At 63.0% G+C, this 22,572-nt stretch carries 22 protein-coding genes, 2 tRNA genes and 1 pseudogene; 14 read left to right on the top strand and 11 right to left on the bottom strand.

What is annotated here, in order from left to right:
* Window positions 1-217 precede the first annotated feature (217 nt).
* Entirely contained in the window at window positions 218-1,555 is a 1,338-nt protein-coding gene (locus LB529_RS24630; protein ID WP_224712542.1) for a hybrid sensor histidine kinase/response regulator, read from the bottom strand.
* Window positions 1,556-1,561: 6 nt separating this feature from the next.
* Window positions 1,562-2,746 (bottom strand): FIST signal transduction protein, encoded by a 1,185-nt coding sequence (locus LB529_RS24635; protein WP_224636216.1) that lies wholly within the window; start codon window positions 2,744-2,746, stop codon window positions 1,562-1,564.
* Window positions 2,747-3,008: 262 nt separating this feature from the next.
* Between LB529_RS24635 and LB529_RS24640 the strand changes: the two genes are divergently transcribed.
* The 4 genes from LB529_RS24640 (at window position 3,009) to LB529_RS24655 (ending at window position 8,130) form a co-directional block, all read left to right on the top strand.
* Window positions 3,009-3,509 carry a (2Fe-2S)-binding protein gene (locus LB529_RS24640; RefSeq protein WP_140840520.1) on the top strand — a complete coding sequence of 167 codons (501 nt, stop codon included), beginning with the start codon at window positions 3,009-3,011 and terminating at the stop codon, window positions 3,507-3,509.
* A gap of 132 nt (window positions 3,510-3,641) precedes the next feature.
* Window positions 3,642-5,987, top strand: a complete 2,346-nt coding sequence (locus LB529_RS24645) for a xanthine dehydrogenase family protein molybdopterin-binding subunit (protein ID WP_224712543.1) — start codon at window positions 3,642-3,644, stop codon at window positions 5,985-5,987.
* Between the two features lie 119 nt (window positions 5,988-6,106).
* Entirely contained in the window at window positions 6,107-6,904 is a 798-nt protein-coding gene (locus tag LB529_RS24650; RefSeq protein ID WP_140840516.1) for an FAD binding domain-containing protein, read from the top strand.
* Between the two features lie 206 nt (window positions 6,905-7,110).
* On the top strand, window positions 7,111-8,130 hold the full coding sequence (locus tag LB529_RS24655) for an acyltransferase family protein (protein ID WP_224712544.1): 1,020 nt from the start codon (window positions 7,111-7,113) through the stop codon (window positions 8,128-8,130).
* Between the two features lie 6 nt (window positions 8,131-8,136).
* Here the strand turns inward: LB529_RS24655 and LB529_RS24660 are convergent, their stop codons facing one another.
* The 4 genes from LB529_RS24660 to LB529_RS24675 form a co-directional block, all read right to left on the bottom strand.
* A complete protein-coding gene (locus LB529_RS24660) occupies window positions 8,137-8,625 on the bottom strand; it encodes an SRPBCC family protein (RefSeq protein ID WP_140840512.1) in 489 nt (162 codons plus the stop codon).
* 93 nt (window positions 8,626-8,718) lie between these two features.
* Window positions 8,719-9,081 (bottom strand): Imm8 family immunity protein, encoded by a 363-nt coding sequence (locus LB529_RS24665; RefSeq protein ID WP_140840510.1) that lies wholly within the window; start codon window positions 9,079-9,081, stop codon window positions 8,719-8,721.
* 150 nt (window positions 9,082-9,231) lie between these two features.
* Window positions 9,232-9,726 carry a GNAT family N-acetyltransferase gene (locus tag LB529_RS24670; RefSeq protein WP_140840509.1) on the bottom strand — a complete coding sequence of 165 codons (495 nt, stop codon included), beginning with the start codon at window positions 9,724-9,726 and terminating at the stop codon, window positions 9,232-9,234.
* A gap of 11 nt (window positions 9,727-9,737) precedes the next feature.
* Entirely contained in the window at window positions 9,738-10,493 is a 756-nt protein-coding gene (locus tag LB529_RS24675) for a copper homeostasis protein CutC (RefSeq protein WP_224712545.1), read from the bottom strand.
* 231 nt (window positions 10,494-10,724) lie between these two features.
* On the opposite strand from LB529_RS24675, the pseudogene LB529_RS24680 reads away from it, so the two are divergent.
* The 3 genes and pseudogenes from LB529_RS24680 to LB529_RS24690 all read left to right on the top strand — a co-directional run.
* Window positions 10,725-10,889 (top strand): annotated as a pseudogene (locus LB529_RS24680) (SRPBCC family protein); the annotation flags it as partial.
* Window positions 10,890-10,901: 12 nt separating this feature from the next.
* Window positions 10,902-11,357, top strand: coding sequence for an SRPBCC family protein (locus LB529_RS24685; RefSeq protein WP_224602259.1), 456 nt, complete (start codon window positions 10,902-10,904; stop codon window positions 11,355-11,357).
* A gap of 87 nt (window positions 11,358-11,444) precedes the next feature.
* On the top strand, window positions 11,445-11,900 hold the full coding sequence (locus LB529_RS24690; RefSeq protein ID WP_224712546.1) for a carboxymuconolactone decarboxylase family protein: 456 nt from the start codon (window positions 11,445-11,447) through the stop codon (window positions 11,898-11,900).
* Between the two features lie 42 nt (window positions 11,901-11,942).
* Here the strand turns inward: LB529_RS24690 and LB529_RS24695 are convergent, their stop codons facing one another.
* From LB529_RS24695 to LB529_RS24705, 3 genes are all read right to left on the bottom strand, one after another.
* Window positions 11,943-12,374: a cupin domain-containing protein gene (locus LB529_RS24695; protein WP_224712547.1), complete on the bottom strand. Its 432-nt coding sequence runs from the start codon at window positions 12,372-12,374 to the stop codon at window positions 11,943-11,945.
* A 68-nt stretch (window positions 12,375-12,442) separates the two neighbouring features.
* Window positions 12,443-14,059, bottom strand: a complete 1,617-nt coding sequence (locus tag LB529_RS24700; protein WP_224712548.1) for a DHA2 family efflux MFS transporter permease subunit — start codon at window positions 14,057-14,059, stop codon at window positions 12,443-12,445.
* Window positions 14,056-15,273, bottom strand: coding sequence for an HlyD family secretion protein (locus LB529_RS24705; protein ID WP_224712549.1), 1,218 nt, complete (start codon window positions 15,271-15,273; stop codon window positions 14,056-14,058). The genes LB529_RS24700 and LB529_RS24705 overlap by 4 nt, the downstream gene beginning before the upstream one ends.
* A 206-nt stretch (window positions 15,274-15,479) precedes the next feature.
* On the opposite strand from LB529_RS24705, the gene LB529_RS24710 reads away from it, so the two are divergent.
* Window positions 15,480-15,716 (top strand): hypothetical protein, encoded by a 237-nt coding sequence (locus LB529_RS24710; RefSeq protein ID WP_224712550.1) that lies wholly within the window; start codon window positions 15,480-15,482, stop codon window positions 15,714-15,716.
* A gap of 597 nt (window positions 15,717-16,313) precedes the next feature.
* Here LB529_RS24710 and LB529_RS24715 read toward each other — a convergent pair.
* Window positions 16,314-17,084: a hypothetical protein gene (locus LB529_RS24715; protein ID WP_224712551.1), complete on the bottom strand. Its 771-nt coding sequence runs from the start codon at window positions 17,082-17,084 to the stop codon at window positions 16,314-16,316.
* A 532-nt stretch (window positions 17,085-17,616) separates the two neighbouring features.
* Here LB529_RS24715 and LB529_RS24720 point away from each other — a divergent pair.
* Entirely contained in the window at window positions 17,617-17,904 is a 288-nt protein-coding gene (locus LB529_RS24720) for a hypothetical protein (protein WP_095765001.1), read from the top strand.
* Window positions 17,905-18,242: 338 nt separating this feature from the next.
* Here LB529_RS24720 and LB529_RS24725 read toward each other — a convergent pair.
* A tRNA-Asn gene (locus LB529_RS24725) sits at window positions 18,243-18,317 on the bottom strand.
* A 208-nt stretch (window positions 18,318-18,525) separates the two neighbouring features.
* Between LB529_RS24725 and LB529_RS24730 the strand changes: the two genes are divergently transcribed.
* From LB529_RS24730 to LB529_RS24750, 5 genes are all read left to right on the top strand, one after another.
* Window positions 18,526-18,786, top strand: coding sequence for a hypothetical protein (locus LB529_RS24730; RefSeq protein WP_095765002.1), 261 nt, complete (start codon window positions 18,526-18,528; stop codon window positions 18,784-18,786).
* Window positions 18,787-18,948: 162 nt separating this feature from the next.
* Window positions 18,949-19,022: transfer RNA gene (locus tag LB529_RS24735), tRNA-Cys, on the top strand.
* Window positions 19,023-19,114: 92 nt separating this feature from the next.
* Entirely contained in the window at window positions 19,115-19,789 is a 675-nt protein-coding gene (locus LB529_RS24740; RefSeq protein WP_224712552.1) for a protein-L-isoaspartate O-methyltransferase family protein, read from the top strand.
* 186 nt (window positions 19,790-19,975) lie between these two features.
* Complete coding sequence (locus LB529_RS24745; RefSeq protein WP_095765004.1) at window positions 19,976-21,358, top strand: TolC family outer membrane protein; 1,383 nt, start codon at window positions 19,976-19,978, stop codon at window positions 21,356-21,358.
* Window positions 21,359-21,637: 279 nt separating this feature from the next.
* Window positions 21,638-22,468, top strand: a complete 831-nt coding sequence (locus LB529_RS24750; RefSeq protein WP_224712553.1) for a DUF2497 domain-containing protein — start codon at window positions 21,638-21,640, stop codon at window positions 22,466-22,468.
* Window positions 22,469-22,572 lie beyond the last annotated feature (104 nt).

Here is a 22,572-nt window from a genome sequence, read left to right on the forward strand (position 1 = left end):
TTACATTTAGCTTGGCGCCATCAACCGAATACAACGGAAACTTGTCTTTGACGCCTTATCTACAACTTTAATTTTTGGCGTCAAAATGCATAGGCAGGTGCGATGCGGCTTCGGCCAAATTGTCGTGCGTCCGAGACTTATATAGCGGCCTGGCTACGCACTATCTTCGAACGCCGATGGTTCTTTTGTTTTCCAGCGACAGAAGAGGGCAGTGGCCCTAAGCCAGCAAATGCGCCAGCAGCGCGCGTAGTTGCGCCGGCTTCAGCGGCTTGCGCATCAGCTCTATGCCGGCGGCGCGGGCGGCCTTGGCGACGGGCTCGGAGCCGTCGGCGGTGACGATCAGCGCCGGCACGGTCCGGCCGAGATAATCGCGCACTTCGGCTATCGTTGACGTGCCGAGGTCGCCGCCATCGAGATGCTGGTCGGCGATGACGATGTCGGGCACCCAGGCGGTATCGCCGAGCAGGTCGAGCGCATCGTCTGTCGAGGTCGCGGCGCGCACCAGGCATTGCCAGCGCTCGAGCAGCGAGGTCATTGCCGAGAGCACGTCTGCGTCGTTCTCGACCAAGAGCACCTTGGTGCCGAACAGGCCGTAGCCGCGCGGCCGCTCCATGTCGGCGGCAGCCATCGCCGGCTCGGCCGCGGCCATGCCGACCGGCACGTCGATATGGAAGATGGTGCCGCGCCCGACCTTGGAGGAAAAGGTCACAGGGTGGCCGAGGGCGGCCGCCATGCGGCGCACGATCGCGAGGCCGAGCCCGAGCCCGCCGGCGAGCCCGGCGTCGGCAAGCGTGGACGTGCCGCGGTGGAATTCCTCGAACACCGCCTCGCGCTGGTCCTCGGGGATGCCGCAGCCAGTGTCGGCGACGTCGATGCGGATGGTGTCGCCGCGATGCCTTGTGCCGACCAGCACGCCGCCGGAGCGGGTGTAGCGCAGCGCGTTGGAGAGGATGTTCTGCAGGATACGCCTGAGCAGCGTGCGGTCGGAACGCACCGCGACATTGACGGGGCGGAATTTAAGCGACAGGCCTTTCTTTGCCGCTTCCGGGAGGAAATCCGAGCGCAGCGAGGAGAACAGCGCCTCCAGGCTGACGTCGCCGATCTCGGGCTGCACCACGCCGGCGTCGAGCTTGGAGATGTCGAGCAGCGTGCGCAGCAGATCTTCCATGGTCTCCAGCGAGCGCTCGACCTGGCGCACCAGCTTCCTGCCTTCATCGCTGGCCTGGACCTCTGCCAGCGCCGAGACCGACAGATGCGCGGCATTCAGCGGCTGCAGCACATCGTGGCTGGCGGCGGCGAGAAACCTGGTCTTGGAGAGGTTCGCCAGCTCGGCGCTCTCCTTAGCCGCGCTGAGGTCGATGTTCGACTGTTCGAGCCGGCGCAGCGTCGCGTGCAGTTCCTCGGTACGGTTGCGCACCCGGTTTTCCAGCGAGATCGCGGTCTGGAACAGCGAGAAGGCGTTGCCCTGCTGGTCCATCGAGCGCTCGACGCGGCTGACCAGCGCGGCGTTGATCTTCTTCAGCCTTTCGAGGTCGTCGATGTCGCGAAGCGGCATCTGCACTCACTCGGCTGCCTGGCGCTCGCCGAAGGCGATGCCGGTAAAGGTCTGGTTGAGATGCATCGAACGATACTGCTCGCCATAGGTGCCGAAGCCGATGACCTTGTTGGTCCGGTAGAGCTCGGAGATATCGCGAAAAACCTGGCGGTTGCGCGCGTCGAGCCGGCGTAGCACGCAGTCGAAACCGAGGATCATGTCGATGCCGCCGAGACGATGCTCGACATCCTGGAGCGCGGTGCGCGTCGCTTCGACCATGTTCTTGGGCTGGGCGATGGAAAGCACCACGCCGTCGTCGATGGCGCAGAAGAAGGACAGCGAGCCGTCAGGGTGCATGCGCTGGATCGAGCGGCAATAATATTCGCCGCCGACCTTCACCACCACGGGGTGCGAGGCAAAGCTCAGCGGCGTCAGCGTCTGCGGCACGATGCCGACGGAGGCGGCATATTCTTCCGCCGCGTTGGTGGCGTTGAACTCGCGCACGACACGATGGTCCGGGTCGGACGCCGTCACCACCAGCTTCTCGTCGGTCGGAATGAAATTATCGGTCTTGAAGACGTGGAAGGGGATCTCGGTCGCGACCAGCACGACGATGGCGCTGTCGGACGCGACCGTGCCGTTGGCGATCAGCCTCGTCGTCTCGAATTTCAGGTCGTCGCCGGCCGAGCCGCCAATCAGCGGAATGTCGTCCAGCCCCCAGTGGATGGCCGAGGTAACCGCTTCCTCGGCATAGGACAGCCCATCGATGAAGCAGAGCGCGAATATGTTCTTGGCCCGATCCTGGCCGACGCGCCCGCGCAGCAGGCGCCGCAGCGAGGCGACCTCGCCGGTGATCCGGTCCATGCCCGACGAGGAGAGGTTCTCGACCATGGTGGCGACGGTCGAAAACGATGCCGACGGCAGAAGCAGGGCAAGGACATGTCCTTCCTCCAGCCCCTGCGGCGTGATCTCGCCGGCGGTCGAGCAGCCGGCATAGGCAAGCGACGGAGCGTGTACCTTCAACGCCTGCGCGAGCGCCGCCGCGTCGACCAGGCTCTGGGAGAAGAACAAAAGCGCGAAGCCGGCGTCGACGATCGCCGCTTCGGCCGCGATGGCCCGGGCAAAAACATTCGGATCGGGCTCATCCGTGGTGAGCGCCGAAAGGCCCGATGCATAGCGTGTGCTAGAACTGGCCAGCCGCCTTCTCCGCAATTTCCTCCAACGCTGATTATGCGTGTCTTTTCTTATGCGTGTCAGGCACGCTTCGCGTCGAGGGCATCTTTGCCCTCAATCCCTGATTTGGCAATGGGCCGGGCGGCATGCTCAACAGCTTGTCGGCCATGACCGAAAGTACAAGGGGCGCAGCGCTGGCAGCACTGTTTTGCCCGTTGTACGGTACGCAAATAGCGCGCTGCCGAAGCACAGGCGCGGCATCGGCAAGGCGAGGACCAAGGTTAATACCCAGGGAGGCTGCATGTCGGACGTGTCGTTGACTGTGAATGGGAAACGGGTCAGCGGTAGTACCGAAGACCGAACGTTGCTGGTGCATTTCCTGCGAGAACATCTCGGCCTCACCGGAACGCATGTCGGCTGCGATACCTCGCAATGCGGCGCCTGCGTCGTGCATGTCGACGGCCGGGCGGTGAAGTCCTGCACCATGCTCGCCGTTCAGGCTTCGGGCTCGAGCATCGTCACCATCGAAGGGTTGGCCGACGGCGCCGAGCTGCATCCGGTGCAGGCCGCGTTCAAGGAGCATCACGGGCTGCAATGCGGCTTCTGCACGCCGGGCATGATCATGGCCGCGACCGACATGATCGCGCGTCACCCGCAAGGCCTCGACGAAGCGATTGTGCGCGCCGAGCTCGACGGCAATATCTGCCGCTGCACGGGCTACCACAACATCGTGAAGGCGATCCTCGCCGCATCGGAGGCGATGTCGAAGGGCGCCAAGGGCAAGGCGAAGCAGGCAGCGTGAGATGAGTGAGTAGTGGGTAGCGAATAGTGAGTAGCGAATGGTCGGCGTCTCTGTGACCGACCTCTACTCCAATCTTTTCCTACTCACTATTCGCTACTCACTACTCCCCTAAATTCCGGAGGAATTTCCGCAATGGGTATCGAAGGCGTCGGCGCCCGCGTGGCGCGCAAGGAAGACAAGAGGTTCATCACCGGCGGCGGCCGCTATGTCGACGACATGGTGGTCCCCGGCATGAAGCATGCGGTATTCGTGCGCAGCCCGCACGCGCATGCGCAGATCAAGAAGATCGACGTGAAGAAGGCGCAGGCCATGCCGGGCGTCATCGGCGTCCTGACGGGCAAGGAGCTCAAGGCCGACGGCATCGGCAATCTGATCTGCGGCTGGATGATCCATTCCAAGGACGGCACGCCGATGAAGATGGGCGCGTGGTCGCCGCTCGCTGTCGACAAGGTGCGCTATGTCGGCGACGCCGTGGTGGTCGTCGTCGCCGAGACCAAGGGCCAGGCGCGGGATGCGGCCGAAGCGGTCGAGATCACCTATAAGGAACTGAAGGCCGTGGTTGATGCCACGAAGGCGATCCAACCCGGCGCGCCGCAGATCCATGCCGAGGCCGAGAACAATCTGATCTTCGACTGGGAGCTCGGCGACGCCAAGGCGACCGACGCGGCGATCAAGTCCGCGGCCCATGTCACGCGCATGAAGATCGTCAACAACCGACTGGTGCCGAATGCGATGGAGCCGCGCGCGGCGCTCGGGCACTACGACAAGGCGGAAGACCACTATACCTGCTGGACGACGTCGCAAAACCCGCATGTCGCGCGACTGGTGATGAGCGCCTTCTACAATGTCGCGCCGGAAAACAAGCTGCGCGTGATAGCGCCGGATGTCGGCGGCGGCTTCGGCTCCAAGATCTACATCTATCCGGAAGAGATCGTCTGCCTGTGGGCATCGAAGAAGACCGGCGTTCCGGTCAAATGGGTCGCCGACCGCACCGAGAGCTTCCTGTCGGACACGCATGGCCGCGACCATGTCTCGACCGTCGAGATGGCCTTCGACAAGGACAACCGCATCACCGCTCTCAAGGTCGATACGATAGCCAATCTCGGCGCCTACATGTCGCTGTTCTCGTCCTGCGTGCCGACCTATCTCTACGCGACGCTGCTGTCGGGCCAGTACGACATCCCGGCGATCCACGCCAATGTGCGCGCCGTCTACACCAACACGGCGCCTGTCGATGCCTATCGCGGAGCTGGGCGGCCGGAGGCCACCTATGTGCTCGAGCGCACGATGGAGACCGCGGCGCGCGAGCTTGGCGTGTCGCCGGCGGAACTCCGACGCCGCAACTTCATCACGTCCTTCCCGCACCAGACGCCGGTGATCATGAACTATGACGCCGGCGATTATAACGCTTCGCTCGATGGGGCGATGAAAGCCGCCGACTATGCCGGCTTCACCAAGCGTCGCGCCGACGCCGCCAACCAGGGCAAGCTGCGCGGCATCGGCATGAGCTGCTATATCGAGGCCTGCGGCCTGGCGCCGTCATCGGCGGTCGGCTCGCTCGGCGCCGGCGTCGGCCTCTGGGAATCGGCGGAGGTGCGCGTCAATGCCGCCGGCACGATCGAGGTGCTCACCGGCTCGCACAGCCATGGCCAGGGCCATGAGACGACATTCGCGCAACTGGTCACCCAGCGCTTCGGCGTGCCGATCGACTCCGTCTCGATCGTGCATGGCGACACCGACAAGGTGCAGATGGGCATGGGCACTTACGGCTCGCGTTCCGGCGCCGTCGGCATGTCGGCCATCGTCAAGGCGCTCGACAAGGTCGAGGCCAAGGCCAAGAAGATCGCCGCGCATCTGCTGGAGGCTGACGAGGGCGACATCGTCATCGAGAATGGCGAGGTCAAGGTCGCGGGCACCGACAAGAGCCTGCCCTGGTTCCAGGTGGCGCTTGCCTCCTACACCGCCCACAATTTGCCGGCGGGCATGGAGCCAGGGCTAAAGGAGACGGCCTTCTACGATCCGTCCAACTTCACCTTCCCGGCTGGCTGCTACATCTGCGAGGTCGAGATCGATCCGGAAACCGGTATGACGGAGATCATCCAGTTCGTCGCGGCCGACGATTTCGGCAACATCATCAATCCGATGATCGTCGAAGGGCAGGTGCATGGCGGCATCGCCCAGGGCGTCGGCCAGGCGTTGCTGGAAGGCGCGCATTACGACGCCAGCGGCCAACTCCTGACGGCAAGCTACATGGACTACACCATGCCGCGTGCGGCCGACCTGCCGTCCTTCAAGGTCTCGACCTCGAACACACCGTGCCCGGGCAATCCGCTCGGCGTCAAAGGCTGCGGCGAGGCCGGCGCCATCGGTTCGCCGCCGGCGGTCATCAACGCCATCACCGATGCGCTCGGCGTCGTCGACATCGCCATGCCGGCGTCGCCCGCCACGGTGTGGTCGGCCATTCGGGCGAAGCATTGAAAAGCGAATAGCGAATAGGGAGTAGCGAACAGGGAAGAGGAGAGCGATGCGGCGAATAAGTAATCCTACTCGCTATTCGCTACTCCCTATTCGCTTTTCCCCGAAGGGAGAAAAGAGACATGTATTCCGTCAACTACCATCGCGCTTCCTCCGTCGCCGACGCCGCAAGGCTGCTGAAGAACGGCGACGCCAAGCTGCTCTCCGGCGGCATGACGCTGATCCCGGCGATGAAGACGCGGCTCGCGGCACCGTCGGACCTCGTCGACGTCTCGCGGCTGAAGGACCTGCAGGGCGTCAAGGTGTCCGGCAAGACCGTGACCATAGGTGCCGCGACGACGCATTACGACGTCTCCACCGACGAGAAGCTGAGGAAGGCCTGCCCGGCGCTTGCACATATGGCATCGCTGATCGGCGACCCGGCGGTGCGTTACAAGGGCACGATCGGCGGCTCGATCGCCAACAACGATCCGGCGGCCGACTATCCGGCGGCATTGCTGGCGCTGGGCGCGACGATCGTCACCAACAAGCGCGAGATCGTGGCGGACAAATTCTTCAAGGGCCTGTTCGAGACAGCGCTGAAGGACGGCGAGATCGTCACGGCGGTGAGCTTTACCGCTCCCGCCAAGGCGGCCTACCAGAAATTCCGCAACCCGGCTTCGCGCTACGCCATCGTCGGCGTGTTCGTGACCAAGGGCAAGGACGGGGTGAGGGCGGCAGTGACAGGCGCCGGCGAGGACGGCGTCTTCCGCTCCAAGGAAATCGAGGCAGCGCTGGCGAAGAATTTCGATGTCGCGGCGCTCGGCGACCTCAAAGTGTCGGCAAAGGGGCTGATGAGCGATATCCATGCTTCCGCCGATTACCGCGCCAATTTGATCGCGGTGATGGCCAAGCGCGCCGTGGCCGCAGCCAACGCCTGAACGGCGACGCCATGCATGAAAGAAGGGGCCTCGCGGCCCCTTTTTCTTTCGCCGCGGCAATGGTTTAGGCGCAAACGCCTGTCGAATTGCGGCTTCGCACTTGCACAAAGTTATCCCGCACTGCAAAATGAATCCGGCGGGAATACCAGATGGTCCAGGCTGCGGGCAATGTCTCGCATGCGGACCTCGAGTCGCGAAGGCACGGTATGACCGACATCTCCGCAGCCGTTGTCCTGCCGCGGGCCGCGACCGACAGGGAAGCCAGGGCAAGACTGGCCTATCTCGACGGTTGGCGAGGCCTGTCGATCGCCATGGTGCTGGTCGGCCATTTCTTTCCGGTCCCAGGGCTCAATCTCGGCGTGCTCGGCGTCGAGTTCTTCTTCGTGCTGAGCGGCCGGCTGATGGGTGAAATCCTGTTCATCGAGCGCTTTCCGCTGAAGAAATTCTTCAAGCGCCGCTTCTCGCGCATCTATCCAGCGCTGCTAATCTTCGTGATTGCCGCCATGATCGGCCTGACCGGAACCTTCATCGCCTTCAAGTGGAAAGCGGCGCTGACGGCGCTGACCTTCACCTACAATTACGCCGGCGTCCTGATCACCCGCGCCGGCGCGCTCGACCACATCTGGTCGCTCTGCGTCGAGGAGCATTCCTATATCCTTTTGGCGCTGATCAGCGTGGTGGTTACCGGTCGGGCGAATGTCGTGCGGCTGCTGGTGGTGCTGGCGCTGCTGGCGATGGCCAACGGCGCCATTTCGTACGGGGTTCTCGGCATGGGCTACGAGACTACCTACTGGCGCACGGACGTGCATATCGCCTCGATCCTGCTATCGGCCGCGATCTGCCTGCTCAAGGCCGACGGGCGGCTGCCGGCTTTCCTGCAAAACCAGCATGTGGCGCTTGCGGCGGCGGTTGGCGGCGTGTTGCTGTTCCTCGATCCGGTGCCGACCACGATCCACTATCTTGTCGGCGTGCCGCTGCTGGCGCTCGCCGTCAACACGCTCGACTTGGCGGGGGGCTACCTGACGGGGCCGTTGTCGTCGCGGCCGATGGTGATGCTGGGGCTCTGGTCCTATTCGCTTTATCTGTGGCAGCAGCCTTTCTACAAATTCGTCGATGAGCGCGGCAGCGCGACAATCCCGATGCTGGCGGCCGCGTTCGCCTGCGCGCTCGCGAGCTACTACATCGTTGAAAAGCCCGCGCGCGGGTGGCTCAACCGCAATTGGTGAGCGCTCTCAGCCTGGCGTGGCCGCCTTCTGCGCGGCGAGATAGCGGCGAAGCCCGGCTTCGCCGCGCGGCGTGGTCCAGCGATGATTCCAGGCGAAGGCTGGTCTCAGAATCGGCGCCAGCAGCTTGAGGAGCGGCCGCTCGACCGTGACCTGCCAGGTAAGATCGACATGGGTGCCTCCTCCGGACGGCGACAGCTCCGCCCGCCACAAGCCGTCGAAATCGCCGAAGGTCTTCACCACCACCAGCCGGCCGGAGTCGAGCTCGGCCGCCTCGATGATGAAGTTCAGCTCATAGGGCAGGGCGCCCCGCGCTCTCGCTTTGGCGCGCGCACCGACGACGCCCTTGCCCTTCCTGTCGAGCGGCTCGACCTCCTTATAGGCATCGCCCCACCAGAGCGGCAGAAGCTGCGCGTCCGACAGCACGTCCCACACTTCCTGCGGGGTGCCTTCCGGGATGTCCCAGCTCTCGTCGAAGCGGAAGACATTGCTCGCCATGATGTCGTCCCCAAACAGCGGAGCGGCTATATTAGCTGTTGCTTGTTTTGCTGACCAGCGGGCTCAGGCTCTGGTAGTGTCTCAGTTTGAAATTCAGAGCTTGTATTCGAATTCCCATAGCCCGACCCGCGAAAGCTCAAAGGCTATCTCATTCCAGCTATTGCCCTTAGCCGAAGCACATCGAGCGACGAGAAATTTTTCCAGTTGAAGGTGATCGAACGTCCGCATGAAAATCACGCTTTCACCAGAAAATACCGCTTCTGTGTGGGACCGAAGAAACCATGTCGGCGAACACACCGTGGCCGTGAAAGCATCCGACCCTTCTTTGCCCTCTTCTCCCGCGTAGAAATCAATGGTGACCGAAAAATCAGTTGGATCGGACGGACGCCATGTAGAGAGATCGAACGCGAGTTTATCGGCGTCCACAATCCTATGACCCTTATACTCCGCTTTCATGAAACTCGCTGTTCCTGCTTCTGATAGGGACCACGCTTTCCTGGCTTAGGCGCAATGGCTTCCATCTTCTCGCACAGATCGTCCATCGACCAAAGCGTCTGCGAAACGCCAGCCGCCATTGCCCGCGTGAGACACTACGCAGGCTCTCCTTCAGGCGACGGGCTTCGCCCAATAGCGCACCGACTTCTTGCCGCCGTGGATCACCGCATCGCCGACTTCGGCGAAGCCGAGCGCTGCGTGGAAGGCGTCGGAAGCCGGATTGGGCGGATCAGCGTTGACCTCGCAGGTGACGATTGCTTGGCCGGCGCGCCGGGCATGCTCGAACAGATCCTCGTAAAGTCGTCGGGCGTGGCCACGGCCGCGCGCCCCGGCCGCAACCACCACACGGTCGACATAGACAAAGCGCGTATAGCGCTCGCGGAACCAGAGGAAGTTCGGACTGTCGTAGCTTGCGTCTTGGTCGAAGCATAGGATGAAGGCTTCGAGCGCGCCGATCCGGCGGGTGTAGAAAGCCTCGCCGAGCAGGAAGGAAAGCCGTTCCGGCTCGAGCCAGGACAGCTCCGCCGCATGCTGGTTGTTGAGCGCGAGGATCGCGGGCTCGTCGGCGGGTGAGACGCGTTCGATCGGCAACAATTCCTTGCTCATCACTTGCGCCATCAAGCTCTCGCGGCCGCGATCGTCGCAGCCACCTTGGCTTGATCGGTCACCGTGTTGCGGTATTCGCGGTCGAGGTCGGTGCCGCCCATGCCGACATTCGGGTTGCGGTAGCGCATGGCGCTCGGCACGTCCGCAAGTGCTGCAAAATGCATCTCGGTCAGTCCCGTACGCCTGCGGACCTCGCCAATCGTGTCGGGGGCGAGTGCGCCACAGCCGAGTATGATTATGCGCGAGCCGGCCTGGCGAACGAGTTCCGCCAGAAGCCCGACGCCTTCGACCGCCGTGTCGCGTTGGCCGCTGGTCAGCACGCGGCCGACCTTGCAGCGGATCAAGGCTTCGAGCGCCTCGGCCGGATCGCGCGTCATGTCGAAGGCGCGGTGGCAGGTGACGTTGAGCGGGCCGGCGGCCTCAACCAATGCGCTCATGCGCGCCTCGTCGATGGCGCCGTCGGCGGTCAGGCATCCGACGACGACCCCGGCCACGCCGAGCTCGCGCAGCGCTTCGACATCGGTGAGCATCGAGCGGTATTCGGCCTCGCTGTAGAGGAAGTCGCCGCCGCGCGGGCGCACGATGACATGGAAGGGAATGGTCGCGCTTTCGAGCGCGGCGCGCACCGTGCCCAGGCTCGGTGTGATGCCGCCTTCGATCAGGCTGGCGCAGAGCTCGACCCGGTCGGCGCCGGCGGCCTGCGCGGCGAGCAGCCCGTCAATGCCTTCGACGCAAATTTCGATCAGGGGGAGTCGGGCGTGGGTCACCAATGTCCATCCATATTTCAACAGATCGCCAGCCCTAGCATCGCGGCGATTGCCGCGAAAGCCGCAACGATCGATCCAGGGTCCGGCGGTGATTATCGGGGCTTGGTGCAGAATGCCGTTGACATTCATAACTGTCAGGTTATAGATGACCCATAGCTGGTGAGTTATTGATGTAATGGGAAGGACGGCGTGCCGCCTGGAGATGGTGAAGAGGATCGCACAAAGACCGGCCTGGGTACTGTCGTCACCTGGACGCTGACGCCGACCGAAACCGGCACCCATCTGCGCGTGGAACAATCGGGCTTCAGACCGCGGGATGCGCAGAGCTATCGACGCGCCAGCCGTCACTGGAAGCGCTGTCTCGCGGCTTTGCAGAAATTGTTGGAACAATTGGACAAGGAGGATGCCATGGACGATATCGCCAAAGATCCGACGAAGGATGAAACCAAATCGATCGTTGTCGAGCGGCTCATTCCACACGGCGCCGACAAGGTTTGGCGTGCGCTGACGTTTCCGCATCTCGTTGCCGAATGGCTGATGGAGAACGACTTCGCGCCGGTCGAAGGCCATCGCTTCACCTTTCGCGCAAAGCCCGTGCCCGGCTGGTCGGGCGTGACGAACTGTGTGGTGCTGAGGGTCGAACCGCCAAGGCTGCTCGCCTACAGCTGGGGCGACGGAAGCGAGTCCGACAGTGGCCTGAAGACGGTGGTGACATGGTCGTTGACGCCAGAAGGCGATGCCACCCGGGTACGGATGGAGCAATCCGGCTTCAGGCCGCAGGACGAGCCTGGCTACAAAGGCATGGGAAGCGGTTGGCCGCGCATCCTGGAGCGGCTTGAGCAGGTTGCCGCCCGGCCGGGCTGATCCCGACATTTGCGCCGGCATGTGGTGCAAGTCCCCTGATGCGTCTGCATCCAGGGCTCGCAGAAAAACGTCTGAAGGAGACCGACGATGGAAGCAAGATTGAAGAACCCGGTGATGCTCATTCCCGGCGCGCTGCAGGCGCTGCTGGCGCTCGACAAGTCGACCGAAGCCGGCGGCTTGCCTTATGTGACGCGCAAGCTCGTTCATCTGCGTGCCAGCCAGATCAATGCCTGTGCCGTCTGCGTCGACATGCATGCGCGTGAATTGAAGAAGGCCGGCGAGAAGGACGAGCGGATCTTCGCCGTGTCGGCATGGCGGGAGACGCCTTATTTCACCGCAGCCGAACGCGCGGCGCTTGCGCTTGCCGAAGCCGCGACGCGCATGGCCGACCGCTCCGACGCGGTGCCGGACGACGTCTGGGACGAGGCCGCGCGTCACTATGACGACAAGGCGCTCGCCGCCCTGGTGATCCAGATCGCGCTGATCAATGCGTTCAACCGCCTGAACGCCACCACGCGGCAACCCGTGGGCGCCTGGAGATAAGGTGGAAGGAGGGCGCCCGCTCTGAAGCGGGCCTCTCGCCGGCTATTGTTTCAGGATCGTGTTCTTGGCGCCTTGCTCGACCTGATCGATCACCAGCAGCTTCACCGGATCGGTGCCGATATTGGTGGCCTGGTGCCACTGGCCGATCATCTCGACGATGAAGTCGCCGGTCTTGTAGGTGTTGGCGGCACCGGTCTCGACATTGGCGACCCTGAGCGTGCCTTGCTCGACATAGGCATAGCGCGGGAAGGGGTGCTTGTGCACCGGCAGGGTAGCGCCGGGGGCTATCTGGTATGACGAGACTTGAACCTCGACATTCTTTTGCGGCAGCGTGATCGGCTGGCCCGATGCGGTCGTCGTCTTCGCCGCCAGCGGCGTCACCACGACCGGCGTGTTGCCGCTGTCCAAAGCGTTGGCCGCAGTCGCGTAGACGGCGGCTATCGCCAGCAGTGCCGGTATTGTGATGTTGCGCATAGTCCCCTCCAAATTGCCGCACCATCGCCCGACATTGACGCACAAGCATCCTTTTGCAAGCGGCTCTGTCACACAGCGGGGCTGTCCTGCCGTTTGGCTGTCCCGGACTTCGGCGGCCGCAACAGCAGGGCGAGCGGCACGAGCAGCGCCGTCGCTACCGCGCAATAGAAGAAGACATCGACATAGGCGAGCAGCGAAGCCTGGCGGCCGATCTCCTGGCCGATCCAACCCACGGCCTGTTGCCTGGCCTCGGCCAGCGGTGAGCCTTCGGCGACGAAATGGTCGGTTATCTGGCGAAGCGTCTGCTGATAGGTGTCGCTCGATTGTGCAGTGTGGCTGACCAGCACCGACTGATGGAGCTGGGCGTTCTGGGCAATCACCGTGTTGGACAGCGACACGCCGATGCTGCCGCCGAGGTTGCGCGCGACATTGATCAGCGAGGACGCCTGATCGGTCTTCTGCGGCGGTAGACCGACATAGGCGGCGGTCGAGATCGGGATGAACAGGAACGGCAGGCCGATCATCATATAGACGCGCGCATAGGCGAAGAAACCGAAGCTGGCATCGGGCGTCAGCGAAGTCGTGTGCCAGAGCGCGACCGCGACCACCGACATGCCCAGCATGATGAGATAGCGCGGCTGAACGATACCGGCGGCAAAGCCCGAAATCGGCATCAGCATCAGCATGGCGATGCCGCCCGGCATCATCGACAGGCCGGATAGGGTGGCGGTGTAGTCGAAGGTCGTCTGCTGCAGCTGCGGCAAAAGCTGGGTGGTGCTGAAGAGCACCGCGCCCACCGCCATCATGACCAGGAACGACATGCCGAACTGACGGCTGAAAAGCAGGCGGATATCGACGATCGGGTCGCGCCTCGTCCACTCCCAAGGAACAAGCAGCAGGAACGACACCGCCGAGATCACGGCGAAGATGGTGATGAAGGTCGAGGCGAACCAGTCGTTGCGCTGGCCCTCATCGAGAAAGACTTCAAGGCAACCGAGCGCCATCGCCACCAGGATGAAGCCGATCCAGTCGACCTTCAGCCCCTTGCTCAGCCGCTCGCGGCGCTCGCGCTCGAGAATGTCGGGCTCGATGACCAGCCATTGCACGAGCGCCAGCGACATGATGCCGAACGGCACATTGATGAAGAAGATCCAGTGCCACGAAAAATTGTCCGTCAGCCAGCCGCCGATGGTCGGGCCGACCGTTGGCGCAACGATGACCGCAATGCCATAGAGGGCAAAAGCCTGGGAGCGCTTCTCCGGCGGAAAAGTGTCGGCGAGGATCGACTGCTCGCTCGGCGCCATGCCGCCGCCGCCGAGTCCCTGCAGGATGCGGAAGGCGATCAGCGTCGGCAGATTGGGGGCCAGCCCGCACAGCAGCGATGCGAGCGTGAACGTGGCCACGCAGATCATGTAATAGCGCTTGCGGCCGATGACGCTGGCGAGCCAGCCGCTGACCGGGATGATGACGGAGTTGGCGACGAGATAGGTGGTGATCACCCATGTGCTTTCATCCATGCCGGCGGCCAGGCTGCCGGCAATGTTGCGCAGCGCGACATTGGCGATCGAGGTGTCGAGCACCAGCATGAAGGTGGCGATCGAGACGACGATCGCGATGAGCCAGGGATTACGCCCGCCGGCCGCCGACCGGCTTTGGTCGCCCTGGACTGTTGCGGCATCGCTCATCTGACCTTGACCGTCGGCACCACAGACATGCCGGGACCGAGATAGACGCCGGGCGGCTGGTCGAAGATGATCTTGACCGGCACGCGCTGCACCACCTTGACGAAATTGCCGGTGGCGTTTTCGGCCGGGAGCAGGCTGAACGCCGTGCCGCTGCCGGCCTGGACGCTGTCGACATGACCATGGAAGGTCTTTTCCGGATAGGCGTCGATGGCGATGTCGACGGGCTGGCCCGGCCGCATCAGGTCGAGCTGCGTCTCCTTGAAATTCGCTTTCACCCAGACGTCCTTGGGCACGAACATCATCAGCACCTGGCCGGGCTGCGCATAGGTGCCTTTCGCCACCGTGATGTTGGTGGCGTGGCCCGCCACGGGCGCCGTGATCATCGTGCGGGCGAGAGTGGTCCTGGCCTGATCCTCGGTGGCTTCAGCCTGCCGAAGCTTGGCCTCGGCGCTCTTGCCTTGTGCCTGCAGAACCGCAACCTGGCTTTTCGCCGCCTCGGCATTGGCGTTGGCGGCATCGAGCGCTGCCTGGTCCTGGCGCAAGGTCGAAGCGGCCTGCTGTGCCTGTTGTTGCGTCGCCGTGCCCTTGACGAGCAGCTCGCGGTTGCGCTGGTCCTCGGATTTGGCGAATTCGAACGCGGCCTGCGCCTGGGCCACCTGCTTTCCGGCGACATCGATCTTGGCGTTCTGCGCCTGGGTCTGGGCCTGGACGTTGGCGATCTCGGCCTGCGCCGCCGCCACGCCGGCTTGTGCCTGTTTGAGCGAGGCCTGGTAGTCGCTGTCGTCGATGCGCAGAAGCACGGCGCCGGCCTCGACCGGCTGGTTGTCGGTCACGGCAACGTCGGTGATGCGCCCGGCAATTTCCGCGCCGACCGTTACCGTTCGCGCGTCGATGAAGGCGTCGTCGGTCCATTCATAGTGCCGAGCGTTGATCCACCAGATGACTACGGCCGCGATGACCAACAGGATTAGGATGGCGACGATCGCCGCTATATAGGGATGGCGTCTGATGAGGCCGGGCTTGTTGCCGTCGGACGAACCGTCATTCGCCTGCCTGTCTTGCGCCTGCTCGTCGTCGCGCTTGTCTTCTACGGGTCTGTCTTCGACGCGCTTGTCGTCGCCCGGCGGGCGTTGCTGCCGATCGGACCGCGGCTGAGCACGCGATTCTTCGGCGGGAGCGGTTTTGCGCTCTTTTCTGTCAGTTTTTGCGTCCAAGGCAACGGACCCCAGATATCGTCGACCCCTCTCGCAGCAGGGTCAACGGGTGTTTTCCGCAAAGGTTCCTGTCGCCGGATGCCGGGTTCTCCTCAGTCCCGCCGGAGGCGTTGGCCTGCAAATAGATGATGGCAGCGTTGCTGCGCGAGTTATAGGATCGTTGCTGCGACCGAAACCTCAGGGAGGGGCTGCTCATGCAGTCTCCGATGGAAAAGAACAAAAGCTCAACTTTGCCATTGCCGGGAGAAGCGGAACGTCGGGCGAGGCTGCAAAAAATGCAGGGGCTGCGAAGCCTGCGATCTTACGGCTCCTGCCTTCGGCTTGACCCAAGCGCCCAGTTTCACGATCTGATCGATTGTACCGCGCTGCTGGAACTGTTGAATGAAGGCGACGACGGATATCGACGGCGAACCGCCGCGCTGCCAAGCCACCTGGCTTGCTAGCCTCGCGCCGGCGCCGCCGGCCCTGGCAAGCAGCGGCGAACGCTTACAAGTCGGGCGGCTGCATCCCATAACAGGATATTCGGGCCCGCCTGCCCTTGGCGTTCGACCGCAGGGATAAGCTCAATCGACCCCAAATCATCGCGCGATCTGCCCGGTCCCAAGCCGCGCAAGGATAAGCAATGCGAAATCCGAGATGCTGCCGCCCGACAAAACAACGACTGGGATCGGAACAAGGTCCGTGGCGATCGGGACAGCAATGGGATCGAAGAGGACGAGGCCTAGCCGGCGACGACAGCGGGTCGTCACCTCGGCGAAGCGGCCCGGCAAGGCTGGCGGGGTAGAACCAGTCAGGCCGGGCCTGACCAGCAAGGCTCGCAACGCTCCGGCTGAGATCGAGCCTATCAGTCCGACCCAAGATTCTTGCCATACAAATGGAGGATGCCTAGCCGGCCAGTGTGAACCAAGACCCCGCCTTCCAATAAGTCCCGACGGCTGTTCCTGGAACTACGGTGACCGAACTGCCCATGCGGGTGTAGACGTTTGGCGGCTGCAGCCGTCTTCGCCGACAGTGACTGGAAGTCCGTTGTAGGCCGCCAATCAATCCAGCGGGATTGGCGGATAGGCTGCTGAGTGCAAGCCGCGTTTGTACCTCGCCAAGATTTCCTCTTCGATTTTATCGATCGCCAGCGTTAGTGCACGTTGATTGTTGGCGTCGACGTCAATGATCGACCGGCCGCGCTCCGTCAGCAAGCCGCATACGCGCGCCACGACGGTGGCCGACTGAAGCCTTTTGTCCAATCCGGTTTCGAACAAACGCTCGGCAAAGGTGTGGCTCTTCTGTCTCCGGTCAAGCCGCTCGATGAGAAGTTGCTCGCAGGCGTCGATTCTAATCACCACGTCCGACTCCGGGATGAAATCCAGCGCATGTGCAAGGCACGTCTCATCTGCTGTTCCACTGAAGCAGGCGAGCATTGAAACCGCCTGAACGAAGGCTTCGTCGAAAATAAGAATTTCCTCGCTGGCGGCAGATTGGCGCCATGCGCGGGCAAGGCGGAGAACGTATTGACTTAGCCTGATGCGCCAGATCACGTTTCTGGGAGGCAGTGTCTGCACCAGGTTTGCGCGAATTCTGAAGTCGACGGCATTAGCGGATGGGCGACAGGCCATGCCAATCGAGCGTGCAGCCGCGCGAGCGACTCGACACATCGCAGTGACAATGCCGCCGGGGTCCAGCATGGATCGGTGAACAACCCGCCGGTCAGTGAGAACGATCCGTGCAGGGTGTCCGTGAGCCCGCAACTGTTCATAAAGCGCATGCGCAAATGTCGTTTTCCCTGACCCAGCCGGACCTGCGAATTCAACAATCATGCGTTAGGAACCCCGCTGGCCTGGCTACATGTCGTATCGGGGGACCATCTTCGGCGACCGCAGCTCCTGAGCCATTTTCGCCGCCTGGAAGGTTGTCATCAGAACGTAGGTCGTTTCACCTTCGGTCGAGTTTATGGCCAAGACCACGCGGCCAATCTCGTCACTCATGGCGCAAGACCAGTCTTTGACAGCAATCGCTCGTTTCCAGGCCATTTGCCCCTGCCTTTCCTTCACGAGGTTATTTGGCCGCGTGAAGACCAGCAATTTGGACTGAATGCCCCATTCCGTTGGGCCTAACGTCGTTGTCTGCGTTGTTCAATTGGTGAGCAATCGAGATGCCAGGCTTCAGATTGGCGGAATTACGGTGGCTAATGATCAGAGCCAGCGCTCCTGGAGCAATGTGAGGCTGCACCGTCACTGTAATTCGGGCGCAACCGCCTTGGTTGTTTGCAACGCGTGGGAACGTCTCGAATGACTGCGCGTTCTTTCGTCACGGTCACATTTCATTGGGACCTAACCGGAGGATATTCAAATGAAAATCAAGATGCTCTGCATGAGCGCAGTTGCGCTCGCAATGATGGGTAGTGCCGCGATGGCCGGTAGTAGTACCGGGACGTCCGCGCTCGATGACCCGGCCAAGATGTCGCCGTTCTTCACCGACGCTGGCATGAAAACATTGAGAACCGAGGCGGATTTCAAGACTGCCTGGATGGCCATGAAGCCGGATGAGCGTACAGCGATTTTGAAAGACTGCGGCGACGCAACCATCAACAAGGCGCACGCGGACTTCTGCGCGATGGCCAAGAAGATGGGAGGCTGAAGCCTCCCCTCTATGAGCCCGTTACACCGTTGTCCCGCTAGCGAATAATCGCCATGCGCTCGGGTGACGGGTTGAGGCGGTCGATCCCGCATGGATGCGGCCGCCGTTTAAAACCCGCTGCCTTGCCATGGGGCGGCGGGTTTTTTTGGCGGGCGCCTGCCCTCAATTCTGCATCGCCAGCATCTGGAAACAGACAACAATCAGACGGTTTCGGCACAGTCGTGGATGCGCTTGACGGACATTACCTTGAGGTTGAACCTCGAGCGTGCCGGAATGTGGACCGCTGGGAAAGGCCGGGCTTTGAAAACGTCGAGATACAAGGCGTTCCGAGTGGAACTTGGCTCCCCGGGCCGGATTCGAACCAGCGACCAACCGGTTAACAGCCGGTTGCTCTACCACTGAGCTACCGGGGAACGGAGGCTCTGACGTGAGTGGCGCAGCCTATAGCAAACACCTTTCGGCTTTGCAAAGAAGCATTTCGCAATTTTTCTCCAGTTTTTGATGCGGCTATTTGTGCCATCGTCCGGCGCGCCCACATATGAAGGGCTTCACACCGGCGCGGAACAAGGCGGCCGGTTGTCGTCTTGATATGGCTTAGGCAGCAGATGGGATCTGGCTTGAATGACCGCAGCGGATGATGACAACGCCCCAGCGCGGAAGATTTCGATCTTCGGCCGCGAGTTCACCATGCCGCGCTCGCGCGGCTGGCGAATCGCGATCGGCATGCTGCTTACGCTCGGCGGGCTTCTGGGCTTTCTGCCGATTCTCGGTTTCTGGATGATTCCGCTCGGTCTCCTGGTTCTATCCTATGAATTCGCCATGATCCGACGCCACCGGCGGCGTTTCGTCGTCTGGTGGGAACGCCGGCGGCGGCCCGACTGAGAGCACGGGCGGCCTCCGCCGCAGTGATTCCGGACCCATGAAACCGATTGGTAATCACCACTTTGGCGCTCGATGCGAAAGCGCCGGGAATGACGCGCGAGCGCTTGACGACCTTTGAGCGCCAACATAATGAGTTCGCTCGGAACGCCGGGAGCATTGCGAGGCCTCGTGGCGGAGTGGTTACGCAGAGGACTGCAAATCCTTGCACCCCGGTTCGATTCCGGGCGAGGCCTCCAGATGCTTGCGGGCTCCAGCGCAATCGCGCCGGAGCGGGGTTCCGGTTGAAGTTTTGGCCGCGCGCCTGGCGCGGGGAGCGGATTGTTGGGACATGAACGCTGATTTCTCCGAACGCCGCGTGAAAATGGTCGACGGCCAGATCCGCACCACAGACGTGACCAGCGCGCCGCTCATCGAAGCGATGCTGAGCGTTCCGCGCGAGGCCTTTGTCGGCGCCGGACAGCAGGATCTGGCCTATATCGACGAAGACATCCGCATTTCCGACGGCGCTGACGGCAGCGGCGCACGCTACCTGATGGAGCCGTCGCCGCTCGCCAAGCTTTTGCAGCTGGCCGAGATCGACGCGAGCGATTCGGTGCTCGATGTCGGTTGCGGCACCGGCTATTCCGCCGCGTTGCTGTCCAGGCTCGCGCGTTCCGTCGTAGCGCTGGAGAGCGATGCAGCGCTGGCGGAGGCCGCGAAATCAACACTTTCCAGCCTTGGCTGCCAAAACGTCACGGTCGTTACCGGGCCGCTGCCGCAAGGGCAGGCCGCCAAAGGGCCCTACAATGTCATCTTCATTGGCGGCAGCGTCGAGGAAGTGCCGCAGGCATTGCTTGACCAGCTCGCGGAAGATGGACGCCTGGTTGCGGTCGAAGGGCGTGGCAACTCTGGCGTGGCCCGGCTGTTTGTCAAGGCAGGGGGGGTTGTAACCGGAAGGCGTGCCTTTAATGCGGCAATTAAGCCACTACCGGGCTTCGAACGTGCTCACGCATTTGAATTCTGAGCGTTTTTGCCTTGCAGCGAAGGCGCTGTCATGATCGCTTGCGCCTGACAATCGTTGCTGATTTGGTTAACCGGGTGTTTTTGGGAGGCCGTCAGCGGGGGAACGATAAACAACGCGGCGCTGGCCGATCCGTAAGGATAGGTTGGCGTGGCGTGGTTCCCATGCAAAACGAATGAGGGATATAACGTGCCGCCTCTACGCAAGAGTATTTTAGTAGCTATCCTTGTTTCGGCCACCGCGCTTTCGCCGCTGGCCGCCTCCGCCGAAACCATCACGGGCGCGCTCGCCAAAGCCTATCAGTACAATTCGCAGCTCAACGCGGCCCGCGCCGGCGTTCGCGTCACCGATGAGGGCGTGGCCATCGCCAAGTCGGGCTGGCGCCCGACCGTCACCGGTTCGGCTAACATCGACTACACCAACATACATGGCTTTGGCACCAGCCGGAGATTAACGACGGGCAGCTTCGGAGTGCAGATCAACCAGACGCTGTTCGACGGGTTTCAGACCAAGAACAATGTCGCCGCCGCCGAATCGCAGGTGAAGGCTTCGGTCGAAAGCCTGCGCAACACCGAAGAGAATATCCTGTTCAATGCGGCGAGCGCCTATATGGACGTGATTCGCGACCGCCAGGTCGCGGCGTTGACCGAGCAAAACCTGCAGTTCCTGACCGAGCAGGCGCGCGCCGCCCGCTCGCGCTTCGAGGTCGGCGAGGGCACCCGCACCGACGTGGCCCAGGCCGATGCCTCGCGTGCGACGGCCGTGGCGCAGCTGAGCGCCGCCCGCGCGACGGCGCTGGCGAGCGCCGCCACCTATCACCAGATCGTCGGCGACGAGCCGGGCAAGCTCAAGGCAGCCTCGCCGCTTGGCAAGCTGCTGCCGGGTAGCGTCGATTCCGCCTTGGCCATCGCTTCCGCCGAACATCCCGCCATTCTTGCCACACAGCACCTCGTCGATGCCGCGGCTTTTGCGGTGAAGTCGTCGGAAGGCGCGCTGCTGCCGCAGCTTACGGCTTCCGCCGGCGTTTCGGACAACTACACCCACACCGTTCCCAGTTCCATCACCAGTCCTAACGGTAGTTCGACATCGGCCAATATCGGCGCTTCGCTCACCATTCCGATTTATTCGGGTGGCCGGACCTCGGCGCTGGTGCGGCAGAGCAAGGAATCACTGGGCGAGGCGCGCATCCAGGTCGATGTCAGCCGCGACCAGGTGCGCCAGGCCGTGGTCTCGGCCTGGACGCAATATGTCGCCGCGCGCCAGAGCGTGGATGCCAACAGGCAGGTGATCGATGCCGCGCAACTGGCGCTCAACGGCGTCATCGAGGAGCGCAATGTCGGCCAGCGCACGACGCTGGACGTGTTGAACGCGCAGAACGCGGTCATCACTGCCAAGATCAACCAGGCCAGTTCCGAGCGCGACGTGGTGGTGGCGAGCTATGCCATCCTGTCGGCGATGGGCCGGCTGTCGGTCGACCGTCTTGGCCTGGCAGTCGCCAAATACCGGCCGGAAGAGCACTACAACGCCGTCAAGGACAAGTGGATCGGACTGCGCACGCCCGACGGGCGCTGATTGCCGACAGCATGCTTCCTGCGAGCGCCGCGTGTCCGATGGACGCGCGGCGTTTGTCTTTCCGGGAGGCTCATCGGGCTGCGTGCCGCCTAATCTGTTGAAATCCAACGTGTCCCCAGATTGGGGATTCTCGGATGACGATCGGTCGGTTACGCTGTTTCCATTGATTCGAATTCCGGCCCGGGCAGGACGGAATTCTTGGGCGGGTCAAGTTCTTGAACGGTCGGTTCTGGAACAGGTCAAGTTCTTGGACAGGTCACTAGGGCGGCGGATGTGACGATGGCGACGGCAAGCAGCGCGCAGCGCGAACCTTCCATGGAAGAGATACTGGCTTCCATCCGAAGGATCATCGAAGACAGCGACACCGGGCGCAAGCAACCGGCCGAGGCCGGCGAACTGCGCCAGGATTTAGAGCCGGCCGCGGCTGGCGTGCCGGCTGTCGAGGTGGATGCCTTTCGTTCCGAATTGCATGCCGACGTCCGCAAGCCGCCGACGCTGGCGGAGGTCCAGGCCCAGCTTGCGGCGACCGATCCCGCGTCGGCGCGTGCCGAGGCTCGCCACGAGCCGGTCAGGGCGACATCCACGCCGACGACCTTGTCGGAGCTCGGGGCCCGCAGCGCTGCTCAGCCGAGTGTGTCGCCGGCGGCCAGCAAGCCCGCCGCGGCAAACGCGCCGCAGACCGCGGAGACCATCGTCACCGATTGGCGGCGGGAAATCGCCGCGGCGGGCGGCAGCACGGTCACCGCGAAGCCGACCGCCCGGGCGCCGGAAGCCGCGCCGCGGGTCGAGATCGAGAAGGTCGAGGCCGAAAAGGAAGAGGTCCGGTCGGCGGCGGAAGCTTCCGCGCAAGCCGGCGGCTCCCGGGCCTCCGAACCGGAGGCGCAGCCGGCCCGGCCCGCGATCCTTTCCGAGCGTACGGGCCGGCAGGTCGCAGCAGCCTTTGGCGAGCTTTCCGATGCTTTTGCCAGCCGCGGCAAGAAAAGCTTCGACGACATGGCCGAGGAGATGCTGCGGCCGATGCTGCAGGATTGGCTCGACAACAACCTGCCGACGCTGGTCGAAAGGCTGGTACGCGAGGAGATCGAGCGCGTGGCGCGCGGGGCGCAGTAACCGCCGCAACATGCAGGCTGACAAGCGCCGCCTTGGGGCGGCGCTTTTGTTTAAGGTGCCTGGATGAACGCGTCTGTCCTGGCTTAGCCGGCATTGCCGCTGGC

It is taken from the genome of Mesorhizobium sp. CA5 (genome assembly GCF_020165105.1).
In the GTDB taxonomy this organism is placed as follows: Bacteria; Pseudomonadota; Alphaproteobacteria; order Rhizobiales; family Rhizobiaceae; genus Mesorhizobium.

Coding starts and splice junctions, on each gene's coding strand:
- LB529_RS24630 (WP_224712542.1), bottom strand. CDS start 1,555: ATGCCGCTTCGCGACATCGACGACCTCGAAAGGCTGAAGAAGATCAAC.
- LB529_RS24690 (WP_224712546.1), top strand. CDS start 11,445: ATGGAAGCAAGATTGAAGAACCCGGTGATGCTCATTCCCGGCGCGCTG.
- LB529_RS24730 (WP_095765002.1), top strand. CDS start 18,526: ATGACCGCAGCGGATGATGACAACGCCCCAGCGCGGAAGATTTCGATC.
- LB529_RS24660 (WP_140840512.1), bottom strand. CDS start 8,625: ATGGCGAGCAATGTCTTCCGCTTCGACGAGAGCTGGGACATCCCGGAA.
- LB529_RS24750 (WP_224712553.1), top strand. CDS start 21,638: ATGGCGACGGCAAGCAGCGCGCAGCGCGAACCTTCCATGGAAGAGATA.
- LB529_RS24650 (WP_140840516.1), top strand. CDS start 6,107: ATGTATTCCGTCAACTACCATCGCGCTTCCTCCGTCGCCGACGCCGCA.
- LB529_RS24665 (WP_140840510.1), bottom strand. CDS start 9,081: ATGAAAGCGGAGTATAAGGGTCATAGGATTGTGGACGCCGATAAACTC.
- LB529_RS24655 (WP_224712544.1), top strand. CDS start 7,111: ATGACCGACATCTCCGCAGCCGTTGTCCTGCCGCGGGCCGCGACCGAC.
- LB529_RS24700 (WP_224712548.1), bottom strand. CDS start 14,059: ATGAGCGATGCCGCAACAGTCCAGGGCGACCAAAGCCGGTCGGCGGCC.
- LB529_RS24695 (WP_224712547.1), bottom strand. CDS start 12,374: ATGCGCAACATCACAATACCGGCACTGCTGGCGATAGCCGCCGTCTAC.
- LB529_RS24645 (WP_224712543.1), top strand. CDS start 3,642: ATGGGTATCGAAGGCGTCGGCGCCCGCGTGGCGCGCAAGGAAGACAAG.
- LB529_RS24720 (WP_095765001.1), top strand. CDS start 17,617: ATGAAAATCAAGATGCTCTGCATGAGCGCAGTTGCGCTCGCAATGATG.
- LB529_RS24640 (WP_140840520.1), top strand. CDS start 3,009: ATGTCGGACGTGTCGTTGACTGTGAATGGGAAACGGGTCAGCGGTAGT.
- LB529_RS24710 (WP_224712550.1), top strand. CDS start 15,480: ATGGAAAAGAACAAAAGCTCAACTTTGCCATTGCCGGGAGAAGCGGAA.
- LB529_RS24715 (WP_224712551.1), bottom strand. CDS start 17,084: ATGATTGTTGAATTCGCAGGTCCGGCTGGGTCAGGGAAAACGACATTT.
- LB529_RS24685 (WP_224602259.1), top strand. CDS start 10,902: ATGGACGATATCGCCAAAGATCCGACGAAGGATGAAACCAAATCGATC.
- LB529_RS24740 (WP_224712552.1), top strand. CDS start 19,115: ATGAACGCTGATTTCTCCGAACGCCGCGTGAAAATGGTCGACGGCCAG.
- LB529_RS24670 (WP_140840509.1), bottom strand. CDS start 9,726: ATGAGCAAGGAATTGTTGCCGATCGAACGCGTCTCACCCGCCGACGAG.